General features: G+C 74.5%; 18 protein-coding genes and 5 tRNA genes. 9 read left to right on the top strand and 14 right to left on the bottom strand.

Annotation, left to right across the window (positions count from 1 at the left end; translation table 11 throughout):
- Positions 1–114: 114 nt before the first annotated feature.
- Positions 115–684: a CGNR zinc finger domain-containing protein gene (locus LZF96_RS05995; RefSeq protein ID WP_233866488.1), complete on the top strand. Its 570-nt coding sequence runs from the start codon at positions 115–117 to the stop codon at positions 682–684.
- A gap of 52 nt (positions 685–736) precedes the next feature.
- On the opposite strand, the gene LZF96_RS06000 is transcribed toward LZF96_RS05995, so the two are convergent.
- From LZF96_RS06000 to LZF96_RS06020, 5 genes are all read right to left on the bottom strand, one after another.
- Positions 737–1,039 (bottom strand): hypothetical protein, encoded by a 303-nt coding sequence (locus tag LZF96_RS06000; RefSeq protein ID WP_233866647.1) that lies wholly within the window; start codon positions 1,037–1,039, stop codon positions 737–739.
- Positions 1,040–1,106: 67 nt separating this feature from the next.
- Positions 1,107–1,580 (bottom strand): hypothetical protein, encoded by a 474-nt coding sequence (locus LZF96_RS06005; RefSeq protein ID WP_233866489.1) that lies wholly within the window; start codon positions 1,578–1,580, stop codon positions 1,107–1,109.
- Between the two features lie 180 nt (positions 1,581–1,760).
- Positions 1,761–2,474, bottom strand: coding sequence for a GNAT family N-acetyltransferase (locus tag LZF96_RS06010; protein WP_233866492.1), 714 nt, complete (start codon positions 2,472–2,474; stop codon positions 1,761–1,763).
- Between the two features lie 39 nt (positions 2,475–2,513).
- A complete protein-coding gene (locus LZF96_RS06015) occupies positions 2,514–3,365 on the bottom strand; it encodes an aminotransferase class IV (RefSeq protein ID WP_233866495.1) in 852 nt (283 codons plus the stop codon).
- Positions 3,362–4,597 (bottom strand): chorismate-binding protein, encoded by a 1,236-nt coding sequence (locus LZF96_RS06020; protein WP_233866498.1) that lies wholly within the window; start codon positions 4,595–4,597, stop codon positions 3,362–3,364. The genes LZF96_RS06015 and LZF96_RS06020 overlap by 4 nt, the downstream gene beginning before the upstream one ends.
- A gap of 329 nt (positions 4,598–4,926) precedes the next feature.
- On the opposite strand from LZF96_RS06020, the gene LZF96_RS06025 reads away from it, so the two are divergent.
- The 6 genes from LZF96_RS06025 (at position 4,927) to LZF96_RS06050 (ending at position 7,136) form a co-directional block, all read left to right on the top strand.
- A tRNA-Gly gene (locus LZF96_RS06025) sits at positions 4,927–4,999 on the top strand.
- Positions 5,000–5,023: 24 nt separating this feature from the next.
- Positions 5,024–5,094, top strand: a tRNA-Cys gene (locus LZF96_RS06030).
- Between the two features lies 1 nt (position 5,095).
- Positions 5,096–5,170, top strand: a tRNA-Val gene (locus LZF96_RS06035).
- Positions 5,171–5,197: 27 nt separating this feature from the next.
- Positions 5,198–5,269: transfer RNA gene (locus tag LZF96_RS06040), tRNA-Val, on the top strand.
- 4 nt (positions 5,270–5,273) lie between these two features.
- A tRNA-Val gene (locus LZF96_RS06045) sits at positions 5,274–5,348 on the top strand.
- Positions 5,349–5,966: 618 nt separating this feature from the next.
- Positions 5,967–7,136, top strand: coding sequence for a serine/threonine-protein kinase (locus tag LZF96_RS06050; protein WP_233866501.1), 1,170 nt, complete (start codon positions 5,967–5,969; stop codon positions 7,134–7,136).
- A 51-nt stretch (positions 7,137–7,187) separates the two neighbouring features.
- On the opposite strand, the gene LZF96_RS06055 is transcribed toward LZF96_RS06050, so the two are convergent.
- From LZF96_RS06055 to LZF96_RS06090, 8 genes are all read right to left on the bottom strand, one after another.
- On the bottom strand, positions 7,188–7,991 hold the full coding sequence (locus tag LZF96_RS06055; RefSeq protein ID WP_233866505.1) for an RNA methyltransferase: 804 nt from the start codon (positions 7,989–7,991) through the stop codon (positions 7,188–7,190).
- A gap of 92 nt (positions 7,992–8,083) precedes the next feature.
- On the bottom strand, positions 8,084–9,307 hold the full coding sequence (cobA, locus tag LZF96_RS06060) for a uroporphyrinogen-III C-methyltransferase (protein ID WP_233866516.1): 1,224 nt from the start codon (positions 9,305–9,307) through the stop codon (positions 8,084–8,086).
- Positions 9,308–9,638: 331 nt separating this feature from the next.
- Complete coding sequence (cobT, locus tag LZF96_RS06065) at positions 9,639–12,440, bottom strand: nicotinate-nucleotide--dimethylbenzimidazole phosphoribosyltransferase (protein WP_233866525.1); 2,802 nt, start codon at positions 12,438–12,440, stop codon at positions 9,639–9,641.
- 254 nt (positions 12,441–12,694) lie between these two features.
- Positions 12,695–13,987, bottom strand: coding sequence for a precorrin-6y C5,15-methyltransferase (decarboxylating) subunit CbiE (gene cbiE, locus LZF96_RS06070; protein WP_233866528.1), 1,293 nt, complete (start codon positions 13,985–13,987; stop codon positions 12,695–12,697).
- 241 nt (positions 13,988–14,228) lie between these two features.
- Entirely contained in the window at positions 14,229–14,885 is a 657-nt protein-coding gene (locus LZF96_RS06075) for a GNAT family N-acetyltransferase (RefSeq protein WP_233866531.1), read from the bottom strand.
- 198 nt (positions 14,886–15,083) lie between these two features.
- Entirely contained in the window at positions 15,084–15,950 is an 867-nt protein-coding gene (locus LZF96_RS06080) for a MetQ/NlpA family ABC transporter substrate-binding protein (protein WP_233866534.1), read from the bottom strand.
- Positions 15,951–16,074: 124 nt separating this feature from the next.
- Positions 16,075–16,731, bottom strand: a complete 657-nt coding sequence (locus tag LZF96_RS06085; protein WP_267940517.1) for a methionine ABC transporter permease — start codon at positions 16,729–16,731, stop codon at positions 16,075–16,077.
- An 11-nt stretch (positions 16,732–16,742) separates the two neighbouring features.
- On the bottom strand, positions 16,743–17,897 hold the full coding sequence (locus LZF96_RS06090) for a methionine ABC transporter ATP-binding protein (protein ID WP_233866540.1): 1,155 nt from the start codon (positions 17,895–17,897) through the stop codon (positions 16,743–16,745).
- A gap of 507 nt (positions 17,898–18,404) precedes the next feature.
- On the opposite strand from LZF96_RS06090, the gene LZF96_RS06095 reads away from it, so the two are divergent.
- Together LZF96_RS06095 and LZF96_RS06100 are read left to right on the top strand one after the other, a co-directional pair.
- Positions 18,405–18,776 (top strand): hypothetical protein, encoded by a 372-nt coding sequence (locus LZF96_RS06095; protein ID WP_233866543.1) that lies wholly within the window; start codon positions 18,405–18,407, stop codon positions 18,774–18,776.
- 73 nt (positions 18,777–18,849) lie between these two features.
- Entirely contained in the window at positions 18,850–19,215 is a 366-nt protein-coding gene (locus LZF96_RS06100; RefSeq protein ID WP_233866641.1) for a hypothetical protein, read from the top strand.
- Positions 19,216–19,328: 113 nt separating this feature from the next.
- Here LZF96_RS06100 and LZF96_RS06105 read toward each other — a convergent pair whose 3' ends face one another.
- Positions 19,329–19,859 (bottom strand): GNAT family N-acetyltransferase, encoded by a 531-nt coding sequence (locus LZF96_RS06105; protein ID WP_233866644.1) that lies wholly within the window; start codon positions 19,857–19,859, stop codon positions 19,329–19,331.
- Between the last annotated feature and the right edge of the window lie 199 nt (positions 19,860–20,058).

The following is a 20,058-nucleotide window of genomic DNA, read 5'->3' on the forward strand; positions in this document are numbered from 1 at the left end:
GCCGGAAGGCGGGGCGAAGCCGGATCGGGGGCCACGAACGGATCCCCGGAGAAGGGCGAGGGGTTAGAGTGCCCCGGATCGGTCAGACCACGATCCGAATCGGGAGCGACCCCAGTGCTCACCAACCACGACACGCGGTGTGCCCTCGGCCACGCGGTCGACCTCCTCAACACCGCGCCCGGCGAGAACTCCTCCGAGGGGTTGGGGGACGTCCGGGCGCTGCGCGGGTTCGTGGAGACGCACGAGGTCAGCGGTGTGGACGCCGAAGGGCTCTCGGAACGGGACCTCGTCGCCGTCCACGCCGTCCGGGATCGCTTCGCCCGGGTCTTCGCCGCCCCGGGCGATCGGGAGGCCGCCGAGCTCATCAACGCGATGGTGGCCGAGGCCGGCACCACACCCCAGCTGACCGACCACGACGGCCACGACTGGCACGTGCACTACTTCGCCCCCGGCGCCTCCCTGGCCGACCACCTCGCGGCCGACTGCGGCATGGCCCTGGGTTTCCTGGTGGTCGCCGGGGAACGGGAGCGGCTGCGGCGTTGCGAGGCCCCCGACTGCGGCCGCGCCTTCGTGGACCTGTCCCGCAACCGGTCACGGCGTTACTGCGACAGCCGAACCTGCGGCAACCGCCTGCACGTGGCCGCCTACCGGGCACGCCGACGGGAGGCCGGGGCAGCCGGCTGAGCACCGTCGCCATCCACCCGGGGTCGCCCCCGGCCCACCGTCGGTCGCCGGTTCACAGGAAGAACAGATCGTGCACCGAGGCGATCAGCAGCAGGGTCGCGATGAAGGCCAGGAAGCCCATCAGCGGGGGTTGGGAAAGCGCGAACAGACACCCTCCCGCCTCCGGCTCGGGTCGGGGACCCTCGCCGGGGGTCGGGAGGTCCTCCGCCGGGCGGGGGCCGGGAACCACCCCCACGGGGAGCGCCCCCGGGGGGGTGCCCCGGAGATCCTGCCGGACACGGACGCCGTCCCGGAACTCGTCGGGGCCGACCGGTACCACTGTGTCGGGAGCCTGCTCCCGGATGTTGTGCGCCATCTCGCGGGGATGATGACGCAGTTCGGGGTGCCCCCGCAGCCCGGTGATCCGGGTGATCGTCCGTGTCTCAGATTCCGTGCTTTTTCAAGATCGCTTCGATGTCGGAAAAGTCCTCCGCACCTTCGTTTCTGCTCGAACCGCTTCGTCCCGCTCCCCTACCGGCCGATCCCCCCGCGGTCTCCGGCAGTTCCGGGCGGGCCTCGCGGCGGGCGGGGGTCGCGGCCGGGCTCGAGGCTCCGGGAGCCGTCGCGGCGTCCCCCGGCACGGCGCCGGGAGCCGGGTCCCGGGTCCAGCGGGAGACCAGGGTCAGCAGCACCGACAGCCCGATCAGGCCGAACCCGGCCCAGGCGATCGGGTTCACCGTCATGTTGACCACGAAGCGGATCACCCCCGTCATGGCCAGGCCCATCGGCAGCAGCGCCAGGGCCAGGGTGCGCAGGGCGGCCCCGCGGCGGCGCCGACGGAACAGGCGCAGCGACCACCAGCAGCCCGCCGCGGTCAGCACGCCGCATATCGCGTAGATCATCATTCCCAGGGTCATGTTCTCCATCCTGCCCGTCGGGGTCATCGGGGCCACGACCGGGTGGGGCGCCCGATGGCCTCCGTGCTCCCGGACGTTGTTCCCCTTTACCCGGTTCTCCCCCGCCCCGGTCCCGTGAACCCCGCACCGGGGGTGAACCGTCCGTCGTCGGGGTGGACGCGAGGGAGACGCCCCGACGGTTCAGCCGAGACGTTTGCCGACGACGCGGTGGCCGGGAAGATAACCGCGTTCCCGGCACTCCACCTCGTCCGGCGAACGCCCGGGGCCGGTGCACACCGCCAGGGAGACGGCTCCGGCCCTCCGGACGGCCTCCTCCACGGCGTCGAGCACCTCCGTTCCACACGGCCCTCCCGCCTCCCCCGCGAGCGGGGCGCGGAACCACGCCTCCGCGCCGCCGGACGCCCCGTCGACGATCCGCAGGCGTGCCGGGGCGAGACCCGGACCGAGGGGAACATCCACCGCGGTCCCGTCCGGGGGCGTGCCCTCCCCGTCCGTCTCTCCCCGCTCCCGGGCGACCCCCTCCGAGGAGGCGGCGCGCAGGAGCACCCCGAGCGGTCGGTAGCCGAACGCCTCCGCCAACCCGGCTGCGGCCACCGCGCCCTCCGTGTCCCCCGAGGCGCCGGACGGGATCGGGAACAGGGCCCACACCCGATCACACCCCCGGGAGCGCAGCACCTCCTCCGCCGCGAGCAGGGCGATGCCACCCCGTCCGCGCCGACGCTCCGGCTCGGCCACCCACAGGTGGTCGATCCGGCCCCGTCGAGGCGTGCCTCCGTCGGCGGACAGGGTCAGTTCGCCGATCGGACGCCCGTTGTCGCACAACAGGAAGGAGTGCCGGATCCCACCGGCCGGAGTGGTTCGTCCGGGCTCCCGGGGTCGCAGCGTGACGGTCATGCCGACATGTCTACCCGCGCCGGGGCTCCGCCGATCCGGTCAGGCCCGGACGATCGCGTCCACGCGGGGCTCGGGGTCGGCGGCCGAGCGCGCGGCGAACTCCCGCATCAACCGGGCGGTGACCGGGCCCGGCGCGGCGGCCGGTTCCCGGTCGTCGATCCGATGGAGTGCCTGGACATCCCGGGTGGTGGAGGTCAGGAAGATCTCGTCCGCGTCCCGCAGCACCCCCAACGGCAGGTCGACCTCCCGGGCACCGCTCCACGCCACCACCAGCGCCCGGGTGATGCCCGCCAGGCAACCGGAGGACAGCGGCGGGGTGAACACCTCGCCGTCGACGACGACGAAGACGTTGCTGCCGGTCCCCTCGCACAGCAGACCGGCGGTGTTGGGGAAGATCGCCTCGGAGGCGCCGGCCTCCCGGGCGCGGGCCAGGGCGAGCACGTTCTCCGCGTACGAGGTGGTCTTCAGACCCGCCAGCGCGCCGTGCTCGTTGCGGGCCCACGGGACGGTGATCGCGGCCGTGGTGTCCGGACGCGGGTGGTATCCCTCGTGGGCGACGACCAGGGTGGGGGCGGCGGGCACCGCGGCCCGCATCGACCCCAGAGGGCCGCGTCCGCCGGTGAAGGTGACCCGCAGGCGTCCCAGCGGATGGGGCTCGGCGTCGATCACGGCGGCACAGGCCCGGCGGACGAGATCGGTGTCGGGGACCGGCAGACCGAGGCCCGCGGCGGAGCGCCGCATCCGCTCCAGATGGAGGGTGAGGGCGAAGGGGACCCCCTCGACGGTCTTGACCGCCTCGAAGACGCCGTCACCGACGGTCAGGCCGTGGTCCAGGGCCGAGACCGATGCCTCCTCGGCGTCCCTCAGGGTGTCGTTGAGCCAGATCCTCACCGCATCGCCTCGTTCTCCCGGCGGGGTCGGAAGTCCGCCCCGCGCCATTCCCGTTCCCCCGGTCCGCCGGGGATTCCCACCCCGGTGACGCCGCCCCCGCCGCCGGCCGGCGCCGTGTCGGGGCCCGGCGGTTCCGCTCGTCCGGACGACCGGAGCGGGGCGACGTCCCCGAACGCGGGCCCGGGGCGCCGTCCCGCGGCGATGGCGAGCAGCCGGGCGGCCTTGAGTTCGGTCTCCCGCCACTCCCGTTCGGGGTCCGATCCCCAGGTGATGCCGGCGCCGGTGCCGAACCTCAGCTCACCCGCCCCCGAACGGGCGCGTTCGATCCAGAACGTGCGGATGCCCACCGCCAGTTCGCCGTGCCGCCGGTCGGCGTCCACCCAGCCGACGGCACCGCAGTACGGGCCGCGCGGCACGGTCTCCAGGTCACCCAGGATCCGCAGGGCGCTGGTTTTGGGGGCGCCGGTCACCGAGCCGGGCGGGAAGGTCGCGGCCAGCAACTCCGGCCATCCCGCGTCGTCGCGCAGCTCACCGCGGACGGTGGAGACGAGGTGGACCAGACCGGGGTGTGCCTCCACCTCGCACAGGCGGGGGACGGTGACCGTCCCCGGCGCGCAGACCCGGCCCAGGTCGTTGCGGACGAGGTCCACGATCATCACGTTCTCCGCGTGGTCCTTCTCCAGCAGGTCCGCCTCGGTGCGCCCGGTCCCCTTGATCGGACCGGACTCCACCACCGCGCCCCTCCTGCGGAGGAAGAGTTCGGGGGAGGCACAGGCGATCTCCACCCCGTGCGAGGGGAGGCGGATCACCCCGGCGTGGGGGGCGGGGTTGCCCGCCGCCAGATCGGCGGCGAGGGCGTCGGGGTCGGTGTCGCGTCCGACGGGAGCGGAGAGCACCCGGCACAGGTTGGCCTGGTAGACCTCACCGGCGGCGATGTGTTCACGGATCCTCCGCACGCCGTCGGTGTAGATCTCCCGGCTCAGGGAGGAGGTCCACCGCCCGGGGTCCGGGGCGTGCCGGCGACCGGCCGGCCGGGGCGGGGCGGGATCCGGGCGCACCCGACCGAACCGGACGCACCGCAGACGTCCCTCGTAGTCGACGGCCACCGCCCACCAGCCGGTGGAGTCCAGGGCCGCCGGGTCGTCGGTGACGTCCACCGGTTCGGTGGCCAGCAGGCCACCGAACCGGGCCAGGGGGGCGCCGGCCCCCGGGAAAGCGGACTCCTCGTGCACACGTGCGAGTCTAGTGCCGCGTCGGTGGGGACCCGCCCGTCGGGAAGCGGTGTCGGGCGCGGTGCGTCGCGAGGCACCGGATCGACCTCGCGGTGGGGCCACCCGATCGATTCGGCAACACGGTGGGGCGCCGCGCCGGACACCGCGACGGGGCGAACCCCGCGCACCGGGGGGCCACCGGGGGCCGGGCCGGGGCCCGGATCCCGGCGCCCCACCGGCCCGACCCGGGGGCCCGCCGATCCCGTCACCGGCAACCGAGTTTGAGCAGCGCGGGGAATCCGCTAGAGTTCAAGGCGTCACCGGGAGGCGCGAGCCGACCGGGAGGCGTTGCGGACGTAGCTCAGTTGGTAGAGCACCACCTTGCCAAGGTGGATGTCGCGAGTTCGAGTCTCGTCGTCCGCTCCGAGGGGACCCCGGTCCCCCGCCGGTGGAGTGGCCGAGAGGCGAGGCAACGGCCTGCAAAGCCGTCTACACGGGTTCAAATCCCGTCTCCACCTCGGACGATTAGCTCAGCGGGAGAGCGCTTCCCTGACACGGAAGAGGTCACTGGTTCAATCCCAGTATCGTCCACCACCGGCTCCGGTCCCACCGGAGCCGTCCGCGCGATTAGCTCAGCGGGAGAGCGCTTCCCTGACACGGAAGAGGTCACTGGTTCAATCCCAGTATCGCGCACTCGGGACGATTAGCTCAGCGGGAGAGCGCTTCCCTGACACGGAAGAGGTCACTGGTTCAATCCCAGTATCGTCCACCACCGGCCGGGGCCGGGGAGCGACCGCTCCCCGGCCCCGGCCGTTTCATCCTCCGCGGCGGTGGGCGCCGTGGTCCTGCCGGGTGTCGCCGGACGGACACCGACGCCGTGTGGCCGGGCACCTCCCCGGTACCCGGCCACCGAGCCGCCCGTCGGACCCCCGTCCCCACGGGGTGACACGGTCGGGGTCCCCGGCCCGGATCACCGACCCGAACCCGGGGCGCCGCTCAACGCCCCGTCCCCGACCACGGACGACACTCGCGCGCCGTTCCCGGGCCTCGTGCGGGGCGCCGGGGACGGCCCGTTCACGGCGACGGACGGTGACCTCGGGGGACGAGTGCTTCGTCCGCCGCCTGCGACAACGGTAGGCCGCGACACCGGGTCGGCGCGTCAGCCCGGGGAACGGAGGACCCGCCTCCCCCGGGTGGACGGACCCCCTCGACGGCTACTCCCCCGGGTGGAGATCAACGGACCCCGGGTCAGCCCCGGAGCGGGGAAGTCCCCCGAGCCGTCTCGGGGTTCCCCTCCCCGCCCGGGGAACGTCTGCGCGGCGCCCCCCAACCGACCGACCCGATCCGTAAGCTGTGCTGCGTCAGATCGGAGCGGCGACGGGGATGGGACATGGCGATGATGCGGCTCCGGCGCGAGGACCCGCGAGTCGTCGGGACGTTCCGGCTGCACCGCCGGCTGGGCGCCGGCGGGATGGGGGTCGTCTACCTCGGCTCGGACCGGCGCGGCCAGCGGGTCGCGCTGAAGGTGATCCGCCCCGACCTGGCGGAGGACCGGGAGTTCCGCTCCCGTTTCGCCCGCGAGGTCTCGGCGGCACGGCGGATCCGCGGCGGGTGCACGGCCCGTCTGGTGGCGGCCGACCTGGAGGCCGAACGCCCGTGGTTCGCCACCCAGTACGTACCGGGCCCCTCGTTGCACGACCGGGTGCTCGCCGACGGCCCGATGTCGGCCGCGGAGATCGCGGCGGCGGGGGCGGCACTGGCCGAGGGCCTGGTGGCGGTCCACGAGGCCGGCGTGGTGCACCGTGATATCAAACCCTCCAACATCCTGCTCTCCCCCAAGGGCCCGCGGATCATCGACTTCGGCATCGCCTGGTCCACCGGTGCCAGCACCCTGACCCGGGTGGGGACGGCGGTGGGCTCGCCGGGCTTCCTCGCCCCCGAGCAGGTGCGCGGGGCCGCCGTCTCCGCCGCCACCGATGTCTTCTCGCTGGGGGCCACGCTCGCCTGGGCGGCGCTCGGCGACTCCGCCTTCGGACACGGGAGCTCGGAGGTGATGCTCTACCGGGTGGTGCACGAGGAACCGCACCTGCGAGGGGTGCCGCCGGCCCTGGAACCGTTGATCCGCGCCTGCCTGTCCAAGCACCCCGAGGAACGCCCCACAACGCTCCAACTGTCGCTGCGGCTCAAGGAGATCGCCGTCCGGGAGGCACGGGGCGGCATTCCCTCCGGGCGGCCCCCCCGGACGCCGACCCCCGGTGGGCGGGAGACCGCCGACGCGCGTCCGGAACGGACCGGACGCCCGCCCCGGGTCGAGCGACGCGGCGAACGGATCGGGGAGCGGGGTTCCGAGGTGCCCCGTCCGTCCCGCGGGGGACGGCCGCGGGGTACCGGTGCCCCGCGGCCCGTCCGTTCCGGGCGTGCGGCCGACCCCTCCCCCGGGCCCCGGCCGCTCGGCCCGCCGCCGCGAAGCGTCGACGGTCGGCTGCTGCGCCAACGGTTGGTGGTCTTCGTCGTGGTGACCTTCCTGGTCGCCGTCGCCATCGCCGTGGCACGCGGCTGAGACCGGGAGGACCGGGGTCGGGAGGACGGCCCGGTCCCGCGTCCGGTGGGGCTAACGGCGTCGGGTGACGTGGAAGGCGACCGCCGAGGCGGCTGCGACGTTGAGGGAGTCCACGCCCACCGCCATCGGGATGCGAACCCTCAGATCACAGGCGCGCAGCGCGCGTTCCGAGAGTCCGTGCCCCTCGGTGCCGAAGACCAGCGCGAGGCGCTCCTCGTTCCGGTCCGCGAGTTCGTCCACGGTGATCGAGTCCTCGGTGAGGCAGAAGGCGGCGGAGGTGAATCCCGCCGCCCGCAGGAGCTCCCCCGTCACCCGCCAGGAACCCGGACGCGCCCAGGGCACCTTGAACACGGTGCCCATGGAGACCTTGACGGCCCGCCGGTAGAGCGGATCGGCGCACCCGGGGGTCAGCAGGACCGCGTCCACACCCAGCGCGGCCGCGTTGCGGAAGGCGGCGCCCAGGTTGGTGTGGTCCACCATGTCCTCGAAGACCGCCACCCGGCGGGCCCCGGCCAGCAGATCGGCCGGATCGGGCAGCGGCAGCCGTCCCATCGCCGCCAACGCCCCCCGGTGCACGTGGTAGCCGGTGAGTCGTTCCGCCGTCTCCGCCGTCACCAACCAGGCGGGGGCGCCGATCTCCGCCGCGCGGATGACGAGGTCGGCCATCGGCTCGGCCCACCGGGGCGTGAGCAGCAGCGAGCGCATCGGGTGACCCGCCTCCAGCGCGCGGCGGATGACCTTCTCCCCCTCCGCCATGAACAGACCCAGTTCGGGCTCCAGTCGACGGCGCAGCGCCACATCGGTGAGGGAGGTGTAATCGGAGAGCCGCGGATCCGCCGAATCGGCGATCGGCACCGTTCCGGGGACGGCGCCCGGAACCGGCGGCCGCCCGTTCCCGGGCCGAGCCGCCTCCGACGGGGAGCCGGAGGCCGGGGAGGAGTCGCCCGTCACCGGTGCCCGCCCACCGGATTCACCCGCACCACATCCCCGACGACGATGACGGCGGGCGGGCGGACGCCCTCCTCGGACAGCCGGTCGGCGACGGTCGCCAGGGTGGCGTCCACCCGGCGCTGGGCGGCGGTGGTGCCCTCCTGCACGGCGGCCACCGGCGTGTCGGCGTCCCGGCCGTGACGGATCAACTCGGCGGCGATCGCGCCGATCCGCTCCACCGCCATCAGGAGCACGAGCGTGCCGCGCAGCCGGGCGACCGCCGCCCAGTCGACCAGGGACCGGGGGTCCTCGGGGGCCACGTGGCCGCTGAGCACGGTGAACTCGTGGGCCACGCCCCGGTGGGTGACCGGGATGCCGACCGCCGCCGGCACGCTGATCGAGCTGGAGATGCCGGGCACCACGGTGACCGGGATCCCCGCCTCGGCGAGGGCCTGCGCCTCCTCCATGCCCCGGCCGAAGACGTAGGGGTCGCCGCCCTTGAGCCGGACCACCGCCCGGCCGGCCCGCGCGTGCTCGATCAGCGCCGCGTTGATCGCCTCCTGGGCCATGGCCCGGCCGTAGGGGATCTTGGCGGCATCGATCACCTCGACGTGCGGCGGGAGTTCGTCCAGCAGGTCACGGGGGCCGAGCCGGTCGGCGATCACCACGTCGGCCTGCGCCAACAGCCTGCGTCCACGCACCGTGATCAGATCGGGATCGCCGGGACCACCGCCGACCAGGGCCACACCCGCGGCACGCCCGCGGTGCGCGGGGGCGGTCAGCGAGCCGTCACGCATCCGCTCCACCACCGCGTCGCGGATGGCGGCCGAACGGCGGGGGTCGGTGCCGGTCAGCACCGCGACGGTGACCCCGTCCTCCCGGGCGGTGGCGGGGGTCCAGGCGGTGGCGGCCTCCGCGTCGTCGCTGCGCACGCACCACACCCGGCGTTCCTCGGCCTCGGCGGAGGCCGCCTCGTTGACCTCCGCGTCGTCGGTGGCCACCAGCGCGTACCAGGCGCCCTCCAGATCGCCCGGACGGTAGCCGCGTCGCTCCCAGCGCAGTTCCCCCGCCTCCGCCATGGCCTGCACCGCCGGGGTGGTGGCGGGCGAGACGAGGTGGACATCGGCACCGGCGGCCAGCAGGGCGGGCAGGCGGCGCTGCGCGACGGTGCCGCCGCCGAGCACGAGGACGCGACGGCCCGCCAGTCGCAGGCCGACGGGGTATGCGGGGTTCTCGGGCATGGGTGGTCTGTGACTCCTCGACCGGGGCTGCGGGACGGGAACACCGGGCCCGCCGCTGCTCCGGGGCGGGTCGGCGGGGCGTTCCCCGGAGGGTCACCCTACGGTGTGGGGCGGTCGGACGCCCGGGGGGCTCCGGGCATCGGACCGGTGGTCGGGGCGCCGCCGGCCGTCTCCTCCCGGCTCGTCCGACCTCACCGGCCGCGTCCCGGGGCGGTGAGCCGCCCCGGGACGCGAAGGGACGCGGGCGGGGCACCGACACCCCCGAACCGGACCCGGGCCGGCTCCGGGTCCGGGTCCGGTTCGGGGGTCGGTGCCCCGTGCCGGTCGGTGATCAGTTCTTGTCGGTGATCCCGGCGGCGTCGAAGGTGGCCACCTCCCGCAGGGCCCGGGCCGCGGACTGGACCACGGGAAGGGCCAGCAGGGCGCCGGTCCCCTCCCCCAGTCGCAGGTCGAGGTCGACCAACGGACGCAGCCCCAGCGCCGCGAGCGCCGCCATGTGACCGGGCTCCGCGCTGCGGTGTCCGGCGATGCACACCGAAACCGCCTCGGGTGTGATGGCCCGGGCGATCAGGGCCGCGGCCCCGGCGCTGACGCCGTCGAGGATCACCGGCACCCGCAGCGACGCGCCGCCCAGGATGAATCCGGCGAGGGCGGCGTGTTCCAGGCCGCCGACCGCCGCCACCACACCGATCGGGTCGGCGGGGTCCGGCTGGTGCAACTCCAGCGCGCGGCGCACCACGTCCACCTTGTGGGCGTGGCCGGCGTCGTCGACACCGGTTCCCCGGCCGGTCACCTCGGCCGGATCGGCACCGGTCCACACGGCGGTGAGGGCCGCCGCGACGGTGGTGTTGGCGATGCCCATCTCACCGGTGAGCAGGGCCCGGTTGCCGGCGGCGACCAGGTCACGGGCGGTCTCGATACCGATCTCCAGGGCCCGGACCACCTCCTCCCTGCTCATGGCGGGACCGACGGTGAAGTCGTCGGTGCCGGGACGGACCTTGCGCGGGAGCAGGCCGTCACGGGGCGGAAGGTCGGCGGCGACCCCGACGTCCACCACGCAGACCTCGGCCCCCACCTGGTTGGCGAAGGCGTTGCACACCGCGCCCCCGTCCAGGAAGTTCTGCACCATCTGCGCGGTGACCTCGCGCGGCCAGGGGGAGACGCCCTGGGCGTGCACGCCGTGGTCGCCGGCGAAGACCGCCACCGCGGCCGGCTCGGGGACCGGCGGGGGGCAACTGCGGGACAGGCCACACAGTTGGGCGGCGAGGATCTCCAGCGCGCCGAGGGCCCCGGCGGGCTTGGTCATCCGCTTCTGACGCTCCCACGCCTCGCCCAGGGCCCGCGCGTCCAGTGGGCGGATCTCGGCCAGGGTCTCGCCGAGCAGGTCGTGCGGCTCGGCTCCGGGCAGGGCGCGGCGGCCGTAGGACTCCTCGTGCACCACCCAGGAGAGCGGACGCCGTCGGGACCAGCCGGCCCGCGCCAGTTCCGGCTCCTCGGGGAACTCGTCCACGTAGCCCACGCACAGGTAGGCGACCACCTCGAGGTGGTCGGGCAGGTCGAGGGAGCGCACCAGCTCCCGCTCGTCGAAGAAGCTCACCCAGCCGACGCCCAGACCCTCCGCCCGGGCCGCCAGCCAGAGGTTCTCCACCGCCAGGGCGGAGGAGTAGGGGGCCATCTGCGGCTGGGTGTGCCGACCGAGCGTGTGCCGGCCGCCGCGGGTGGGGTCGGCGGTGACGACGATGTTGACGGGTGTGTCGAGGATGGCCTCGATCTTCAACTCGCGGAACTGCTTGGCGCGGGCGCGGGGCAACGACTGCGCGTACACCTCGCGCTGCTGTTGGGCCAGCTCGTGCACCCGGGCCCGGGTCTCCGCGGAACGGATGATGACGAAGTCCCAGGGCTGGGAGTGGCCCACGCTGGGCGCGGTGTGCGCGGCCTCCAGCACCCGCAGCAGCACCTCGTGCGGGATGGGATCGGGACGGAAGCCGTTGCGGATGTCCCGGCGGTCGCGCATCAGGCGGTGGACCGCCTCGCGCTCGGCCTCGTCGTAGCCGGGCGCGGCGGGGCCGCGCGGGGTGGGGCCGCGCGGGGTGGGTTCCCCGGCGGGGACGACCTCCGTCGCCGGGTCCACGGGGTCGCTCCCGTCCCCGGGATCGCCGGCGGTGTCCGGGGTCGTGTCCGGGGCGGTCCCCCCGGTCTCGTCCACGGCGGTGTCCGGCGCGCCGGTTTCGACTCCGTCGGGCGCGTCGGCCGGACCACGGCCCCCCTCCGTCGGATCCGTCGCCGGGGATTCCGTGGTGTTCCCCGCTCCGTCGGGCCCGGGCCCCCCGGCGGTCGGTTCGTCCACCGCCTCCACCGGCGCCTCCACCGGCTCGGGCGCGTCCGTTACGGTCTCGTCCGCCACGGGGCCGTCCGCCACAGGTACGTCCGCCACGGCGTCGTCCGCCACGGGTGCGGCGGCCGGTACCGGCTCCGCCACGGGAGCGGGGTCGGTGTCCTCCGCCACGGGGGCGGGTGTCGACGCCTCGACCGGCCCGGCGACCGGCACGGGGGCGACGGGTTCCGGGGACGCGAGGGGCACCGCTTCCGGGAGTGCCCCCGGCGGGACCGGACCGGCCCCGACTGGGTGGGGTCCCGGCGCCCCGGGAGGGGCCTCGGTCGCCGGATCGGCCGGGGTGTCCGTCACCTCCCCGAGGGGGTGCCAGGCACCCGGGCCGGCGGGCACGACGGCCGGGGGGATCGCCCCGGCGACCGGGGGCAGGTGTCCGCCGGAGGCGTCGAGGTACTCGGGACCGGTCACCCCGGGGTGCCCCGGCACGCCGTACGGCGGGGTCCCCACCACCGGGTCGCCGGATGTCGGCGGCAGGTGGACGGCCGGGGGCGGCGGGGTACCCATCGGTGGGGTCCCGTAGCCGCCGAGTGCCTGCGGGGCGTCCCCCCAGGAGCCGTGGAAGCCCGGCATGAGGAGTTCCTCCTCCTCCGGTTCCCCGGGTTCACCGGCGTCACCCGCCACCGGCGGGACGCCGGGATGGGCCGGCGGTGCGAAGTGCCCGCCGACCGGCCCGGCCTGCGGGCCGGTCGCCCCGGTGTTCTCCGGCATGCCCCGCTCCGGAATGTGGCCGGTCTCCGTCATGCGTATTCCTCGCCCGTCGAAAGGTGTCCTGGCGGTCCCGGCGGGCGTCCTCCCCCCGTTCCGGGAAACGAACGCCGGTGGACCCTCGGCGGAACCCCACACTCCCGGTGACCGGACATTGCGTGAGGAAAACCGACACCCGACCGGCGGCGCAACGATCCATCAGCGTACCCGCCACGGGTGACGTTCCCGCCTCCGGGTGACCGAAGGAAACCGGAACATCCGCTTTGTCACCGGCACTGTCGTTGCGATGTTCACATCCGACTGCCAACGAGCAGAAAGGCGACGTTCCGACCCTGTTCCGTCCAACTCGACGTTTCCAGTTCCACGGTCTGGAGCAGGGCGCACCGAACGCCGTAGCCGGCCCCCGAGAGCACCCGCCCGGCGGCCTCCGCCCCGTCCCGGGTCAGGGCGTGGCCGACGACGCGCTGGGGACGCCGGTCCACACAGGCGAGCAGGGTTCGCGGCCCTCCTCCACCGATCCGCACCACGTCGGGTTCCGGAAGGTCGGCCAGAGCCTGGGGAGCCGCGCCGTGCACCACCCGCAGCGGAACACCGAGTCGGCGAGCCGTGGCGGAGATCCGCGCGCAGGTCCGCGCGTCGCGGTCCACGACGATGACCCCCGCGCCCTGTCGGGCGGCCTCCAGGGCGGTCCATCCGGAGCCACCGCCCACGTCCCAGACCAGGTCACCGGGGCCGGGTCCCAGCGCGGCGAGTTGGGCGGCCCGCAGGTGGGGGTCGTCGGCGGGTTCGCCGGACGATCCGTCACCCGGCGCGGTCCGGGCGGGGGACTCCCCGTAGACGGCGGGCGGCAGGCCCCATCCGCGGGGCAGCGCTCCCGCCCCGGCCTCACGGCCCGCCAGCCACACGCCCTCACCGGGGGCGCCCGCTCCCCCGGGGACCCCCGAACCACCGGGGGTGTCGGGAGGACCGGAAAGGGCGCCGGGGGCACCCACCACGATCGTGACGTTGGGGTCGGTCCAGCGGTGCCGGGCCACCCGGTCGGAGGTGAGCACGGTGATCCGCTCCCCCTCGGTGCCCGGCGCCTCGCAGATGACGAAGGTTCGCAGTTCCTCCCCGAGCAGCAGGGCCAGTTCGGCGGGGCCGGCTCCGGGCGAGGTCAGCACTGCGACCTTGGGGTGGGCCCGACAGACGTTCACCGCCCGCCGCAGGGTACGACGGTTGGCGGTCACCACCCGGGCGTCCTCCCAGGGCATACCCGCGCGGGCGAAGGCCAGGGAGACCGCGGAGACGGCCGGGATCACCTCGACCTCCAGTCCGTGCCGCGGGTCGCGCAGCGCGCGCAGCACACCGAAGAAGCCCGGGTCGCCGTCGGAGAAGACCACCGCGGAGCCGCGGTGCGCGGCGATGCGCTCGACGGCCCGGTCGACGCTGCCCAGGGGAACGCGTTCGGCGGCCTCCGGCACCTCCGTCAGGTCCAGGTGCCTGGGGGCACCCGCGACCAGCGTGGCGGCGTCCAACGCCGCCCGGGCCGCCGGGGACGGGGGTGTGCCGTCCCATCCGATCACCGTCACGCGGTCGGCCATCGTCAGTGGTCTCCCCGACTTGTCGCAGATGGGCGCGGAGAGCGTATCGCGTGTGGTCGGCGGCGGGCGCGGGCCACCCCGCCGGGTGAATCGGGGCCGGGCGGGGTGTGTTCACCGGCGTTCCGCCGGGGCGGCCCGGTGAACAACCGCCGTCGCGGGTGAACGCCGGGTGACCCGGCGGAGAGAGGATCGGCGGGCCCGGGAACGCGACGGGACGGGGTGCCCGGCCGCATCCGCCGGGTCATCGGAAACGGGAGACGTCCCCGTGGTCGGGGAGGCCGGGGATCGCCCCGACCGGGTCCTCCGGGTCCCCGGCCTCCTCGAGGTCCTCCGGCAGCAGGCTCCACACGATCACGTCGCTGCGCAGGTCGGCCCAGCCGCCGTCCTCCGTGCGGCTGCGCACGATGGCGGCGTTGCGCAGCACGCCCTCGCTGAGACAACCCACCTTGAGGGCGACCTGCTGGGAGGCGGTGTTCGCCGCCGCCGTGCGCAGTTCCAGACGCTCGAACCCCCGGTTCCCGAACAACCAGCGGGCCACGGCCAGCACGGATTCGGCGGCGTAGCCCTCGCCCCGGGCCCACGGCGCGACGGCGTAGCCGATCTCGGCGGCGCCGGTGCGGTGGTCCACGTGGTGGACGTGGACGCTGCCGACCAGACGCTGGGTCAGCAATTCGGTGACCGCCAGGACCAGCCCCCGCCCCGAGAGGCGCTCGGCGGGGGCGCGGCGCAGTACCCAGTCCCGGCCGTCCGCCTCGCCGTACGGGGTGGGGACGGAGGTCCACGTGGCGCAGAGCTCGTCGTTCATCATCTCGACGAGCTCCGGGATGTCGGCTTCCTCGAACGCGCGCAGCACGAGACGTTCCGTGCTGATGGTGATGTCGGGGAAGGTGGAAGTCATGCGCCGCTCCAACGCCGGGGTCCGGAGGGGACAGCATGCAGCATCCCGGCATTCCGTGCACGACCGACCCCCGGACGGGTCGCGCGCGTCGTTCGGATACCGTGCGGGTTCGACCGGATACCCGCCGGTGTCCCCGCCGTCCGAGCGACGGGGACACCGGCGCGGCCCCGGGTCGGGGGCGGCCCGGGGGACGGGTCGTCAGGAGGCGGCCAGGACCGACCCCTCGTAGGCCTCCTCGATGTGGGCGCGGACCTCCGGCGAGCGCAGCAGGTCGGCCAGGAGGCCGATCGCCTCGTCCTCCTCCGAACCCGCCGTGACCGCGAGGATGTTGGCGTAGGGGTTGTTCTCCGCCGACTCCAGCACCAGGGCGTCCTCGGCCGGGACGAGCGCGGCCTCCAGGGCGTAGTTGCCGTTGATGACCGCCGCGTCCACATCACCCAGGGCGCGGGGCAGCGAGGCGGCCTCGAGCTCGGTGAGGGTCAGCCCGCGGGCGTCGGTGACGTCGCCGGGGGTCGCCTCCGCCCCCACTCCCTCCGCCAGTTCGATCAGGTCGTGATCGGCCAGCAGGCGCAGGGCGCGACCGGCGTTGGTCGCGTCGTTGGGGATCGCCACCGTGGCGCCCTCGCCGGTGCCGGCGAGTTCGGCGAGGCCGTCGAGGTCGGTTACCACCCCGGAGTACAGGCCCAGGGGCTCCAGGTGGACGTCGGCCACCGGGACGAGGTCGGTGCCCTGCGCGGTGTTGAAGTCGTCCAGGTAGGGGCGGTGCTGGAAGTAGTTGGCGTCCACCTCACCGTTCTGCAGGGCGGTGTTGGGCAGCACGTAGTCGGTGAACTCCATGACCGTCAGTTCCAGGCCGACCCCCGGGGCCAACTCGTCACGGACGAAGCCGAGGATGTCGGCGTGCGGACTCGGGGAGGCCGCGACGGTGAGGGCGAGTTCCCCGCCCCGTCCGTCGGCGGCGGACGCGGTTCCGGAGTCGGTCCCGGAATCGGTGCCGCAGCCGGTGAGCGCGAGGGTGAGCGCGGTGGCGCCGGCCAGGGCGGTGGTGGTGATGCGGGTGCGCACGGGTGGTTCTCTCTCTCGGGTGGTGCTCGGGTGGTGCCGGACCCCGGTGGGGGTCGGCACGGTGCGGGGTGCGCGCGGGGCGCGGCCGTCCCGGGGGGGGTGGTCGGGAACGGCGGGTCCGGGGTCAGGCGTCGGCCCGCTCCCGGCGGTTCAGGGCTCGGACGACGAGGTCGCCGGCGAGTTGGACGACGGTCACCAGGACGATGAGCACGGCGACGATCAGCAGCATGAAGTCGGTCTCGAAGCGCTGGTATCCGTAGGTGAGGGCGAGGGTGCCCAGTCCGCCGCCGCCGACCGCCCCGGCCATCGCGGAGTAGCCGATCAGGACGATGACGGTGGTGGTCAGACCGGCCACGAGGGAGGGCAACGCCTGTGGCAGCAGGACCCCGCGGACCACGGTGACGGTGGATCCCCCCATCGCCAGGGCGGCCTCCACCAGGCCGTGGTCCACCTCGCGGACGGCCGTCTCCACCAGGCGGGCGAGGAAGGGGATGGCGCCCACCGCGAGCGGCACGATGGCGGCCGTCGGGCCGATGGAGGTGCCGACCAGCAGCCGGGTGAAGGGGATCAGCGCCACCAGCAGGATGATGAACGGCAGTGAACGGCCGATGTTCACCACCGTGCCCAGGAGCTTGTTCACCGGCCGGTTGGCCAGCAGACCCCCGCGGTCGGTGAGGACCAGCAGAACGCCCAGGGGGAGACCGCCCACCAGCGCGATCAGACCCGACCAGCCCACCATGTGGAGGGTGTCGAGGGTGCCCTGCAGAAGCAGTTCACGCATGCGTTCGGCGGTCACCGGCCCGCCTCCCCGGCGGCGAGGACGGTCCGGTCGAAGCCGTGGGTGTCGGCTGTCCGCCGGGACGGCCGCGAAACGACGGCCCCGTGCCGCGTACCACCCGGCCCACCGCCCACGACCCGCAGCTCCACGCCCCGGCCCCGGAGCCGGTCGGTGAGCGCGTCGAGGTCGGGCCCCCCGCCGCCCCGTTTCCCTCCGCCCGGTACCAGCAGGCGCATCCGGCCGACCCGCCGACCGGAGACGGTGTCCACGGCGGCGGAGCGGATCTCCGCCCCCGGCAGGGCGTGCAGGATCTCCGGGAGGGGATCGGGGCCGGTGGCGCCCGGGGAGGCGTTCGGGTCGGTGCCGTGGAGTTCCAGGTCCAGGAGCAGGTCCCCGGGGGCGACGGGTTCGGGGTCGGCCGGGGGGAAGAGTTCGCGGGCCGGACGGGAGCCGGGCCGGGAGAGGAGGTCGGTCAGGACGCCGCTCTCGGTGATCCGACCGTTCTCCATCAGCGCCACGGAGTCACAGACCTCCCGCACCACCTCCATCTCGTGTGTGATGAGCAGCACGGTCAGGCCCAGGGAACGGTTCAGGTCGCGGATCAGCCCCAGGACCGAACGGGTGGTCTCCGGGTCGAGCGCGGAGGTCGCCTCGTCGGAGAGGAGCACCTTCGGTCGGCCGGCCAGCGCCCGGGCGATGCCCACGCGCTGTTTCTGGCCGCCGGACAGTCGGGCGGGACGGTCCCCGGCCCGGTCGGCCAGGCCGACGGTGTCCAGCAGTTCCATCGCGCGGCGGGCCCGTTCCCGGCGGGTGAGGCCGGGCAGCAGTTCCAGCGGCAGCTCGACGTTGCCCCGCACGGTGCGTGAGGAGAGCAGGTTGAAGTGCTGGAAGACCATGCCGATCCGGGTGCGGGCGGCTCGCAGCTCCCGACCGGCGCGCGGGCCGCGCCCGGCCAGGGCCGTGAGGTCGACGCCGTCCACCGTCACGGTGCCCGAGGTGGGGCGCTCCAGGAGGTTGACGCAGCGGACGAGGGAGGACTTCCCGGCCCCGCTGGGGCCGATGACGCCGAGGATCTCGCCGGGTCGGACGTGCAGGTCGACGCCGTTCAGGGCGGTCACCTCACGTCCGCGGGCGCGGTGGACCTTGGTCAGGTCGGTGGTGGTGATCACAGGGTTTCCGTGTGCTCCGTGGTCCGGTGGTGCTCTCGGGGAACCGCGCCGGCGCACACGGCGGACCGGTCCGGGGAACCGGTGGGCACCGATGCGGGCGCGGGCGCTCCCGGGAGGCGCGGACGACGGCGCGCGGAGGCGGTGTCGCGAGAGGGCCGTCATCGGCGACGGCGATCGGCTTCCCGGGGGTGGGGGCTCGCTTCGGGGCGCGAGCGGGCGCGGTGCGGGGGCCCTCAGTGGGCACACATTCGACACCGGCGGTGGACCGACACGGTCCGCCCCGGGACACCACGGACACGAGCACCGGGCGCCGGGGGCGTCCCGGTCACCGGGGGGCGATGGCTCGTCGTGGTCATGTGCGCCAGTAAAGCAGACGCTCCGATCGGCCCGACGCGCGAGCCCCCGGATGTCCGCATGTCGGACAATCCGCCTCGGGTGGGACCGGCCCCGTGACGATGCCCCGGGCCGGCGGGGTCTCCCCGGGGGCCGCGCAGTAGAGTCGGCTCCATGTTCACCCCCCTGACCATCGGCCTCGGGGCGGCGGCCCTGGCGTTGGCCCTGTGGTGCGGTCTCGCCGCCCTGCGCGGGGAGGCGACCAAGGACCGGCACTTCGCCGGCATGGCCGTGGTGACCGTCCTGGCGGTGATCCAATTGGTGATCGGGCTGGTCCGCCTGGGTTCCGGCGACCGCCCCTCCGGGGACACCACCGCGGTCTTCGTCTCCTACCTGGTGACGGTCCCGGCCTGTGTGCCCCTGGTGGCGATCGTCTCACTCGGCGAGCGCTCCCGCTGGGGCTCGGCGACGGTGGCCGCGGGCGCCCTGGTGACAGCGACGTTGCAACTGCGACTGCACGAGGTGTGGGGAGGCGGCGGTGGGTGAGTCGGTGATCGGGAGAATCGGTGGCGGCCCGTCGGTGGACGACGAGCGCCGACGGTTGCGCAGCGGCCCCGGTATGTTGCTGCTCACCGTGTACGTGATCTTCACCATCGGGGCCGGATCGCGCTCGGTGTACCAGTTGGCGACCCGGTTCGAGGAGGCCCCGCTGGCCTACCTGCTCTCCGCCGCCGCGGCCGTGGTGTACGCCTTCATCACCGCCACGCTGGTGTGGGGCGGGGAGACGGCACGCCGACTCGGTTTGGTGGCGTGCGTGCTGGAGTTGGTCGGCGTTCTCACCGTGGGCACCTGGACGGTGATCGATCCGGGGGCCTTCCCGGACGCCACGGTGTGGTCCGGCTACGGCATGGGATACCTGTTCCTGCCGCTGGTGGTGCCGATCACCGGACTGCTGTGGCTGCGCCGGGCCCGCCCGCGCGGTTGATCGGCCGCGCGGCCGGTGCGGGGCACCACGCCCCGTGCGGTGCCGCCCCCGGCAGGGGACGACACCGCACACACGTCCCCGGGCACCGGCGGGGGCCGGTACCCGGCGAGGTCTCAGGCGGTCGCGGCGAGGGAACCGCGACCGGTCACCGACGCCGTCCCGCCCCCCGACACCGGCTTCTCCAGGGTGACCATGCTCAACGCGCGGGACACCCGCTCGGTCGCCACGGGGGCGTAGCCCACCTTCCGGTACAGGCGCAGTCCGACCTCGCTGCGATGACCGGTGGACAGCCGGTAGCGGGTGACCGGGGCCCGCTCGGCGAGTCGGTCCTCGATGGCCGCCAGCAGTCGGCGCCCCAGTCCGTGCCGCTGCATCCGGGGATGGACGATGAGTTTGCCGATGGCGGCGGTGCCGTCCTCGTCCACCACGGCGCGCACCGAGCCGACGATCTCCTCACCGAGCCGGGCCACCAGGACGTGGCCCCCGGTGATCTCGGCCCGTACGCCGTCGAGGGTCTGGGTGAGGGGCTCCAAACGGTAGTCCCCGTAGCACTCGGCGTCGCTCTGGAAACAGAGGTACTGGAGTTTCAGGATCTGCTCGCCGTCCTGCTCGGCCGCCGTCTCGATCGTGACGCTCATACCCATGTGCGCACACTCCTCCGGGGGTGTGGGCCGACCGCGCCGGGTGAGGGTCGCGCGCCCGGCCGTGGGGTTGCCCTGATCGGCGCGGGGTGTCCGCACCGTCGGTATTCTCCCCAACCGCCCCCGCTCACGGGAAGGCCGGCGAACCGCCCCCCGCTGTGAGATTGCCGACGGGGAGCGGTGGTTTGAACATTGCCCGTCG

The organism is Streptomyces sp. ST2-7A (assembly GCF_021390475.1).
Classification (GTDB): domain Bacteria; phylum Actinomycetota; class Actinomycetes; order Streptomycetales; family Streptomycetaceae; genus Streptomyces.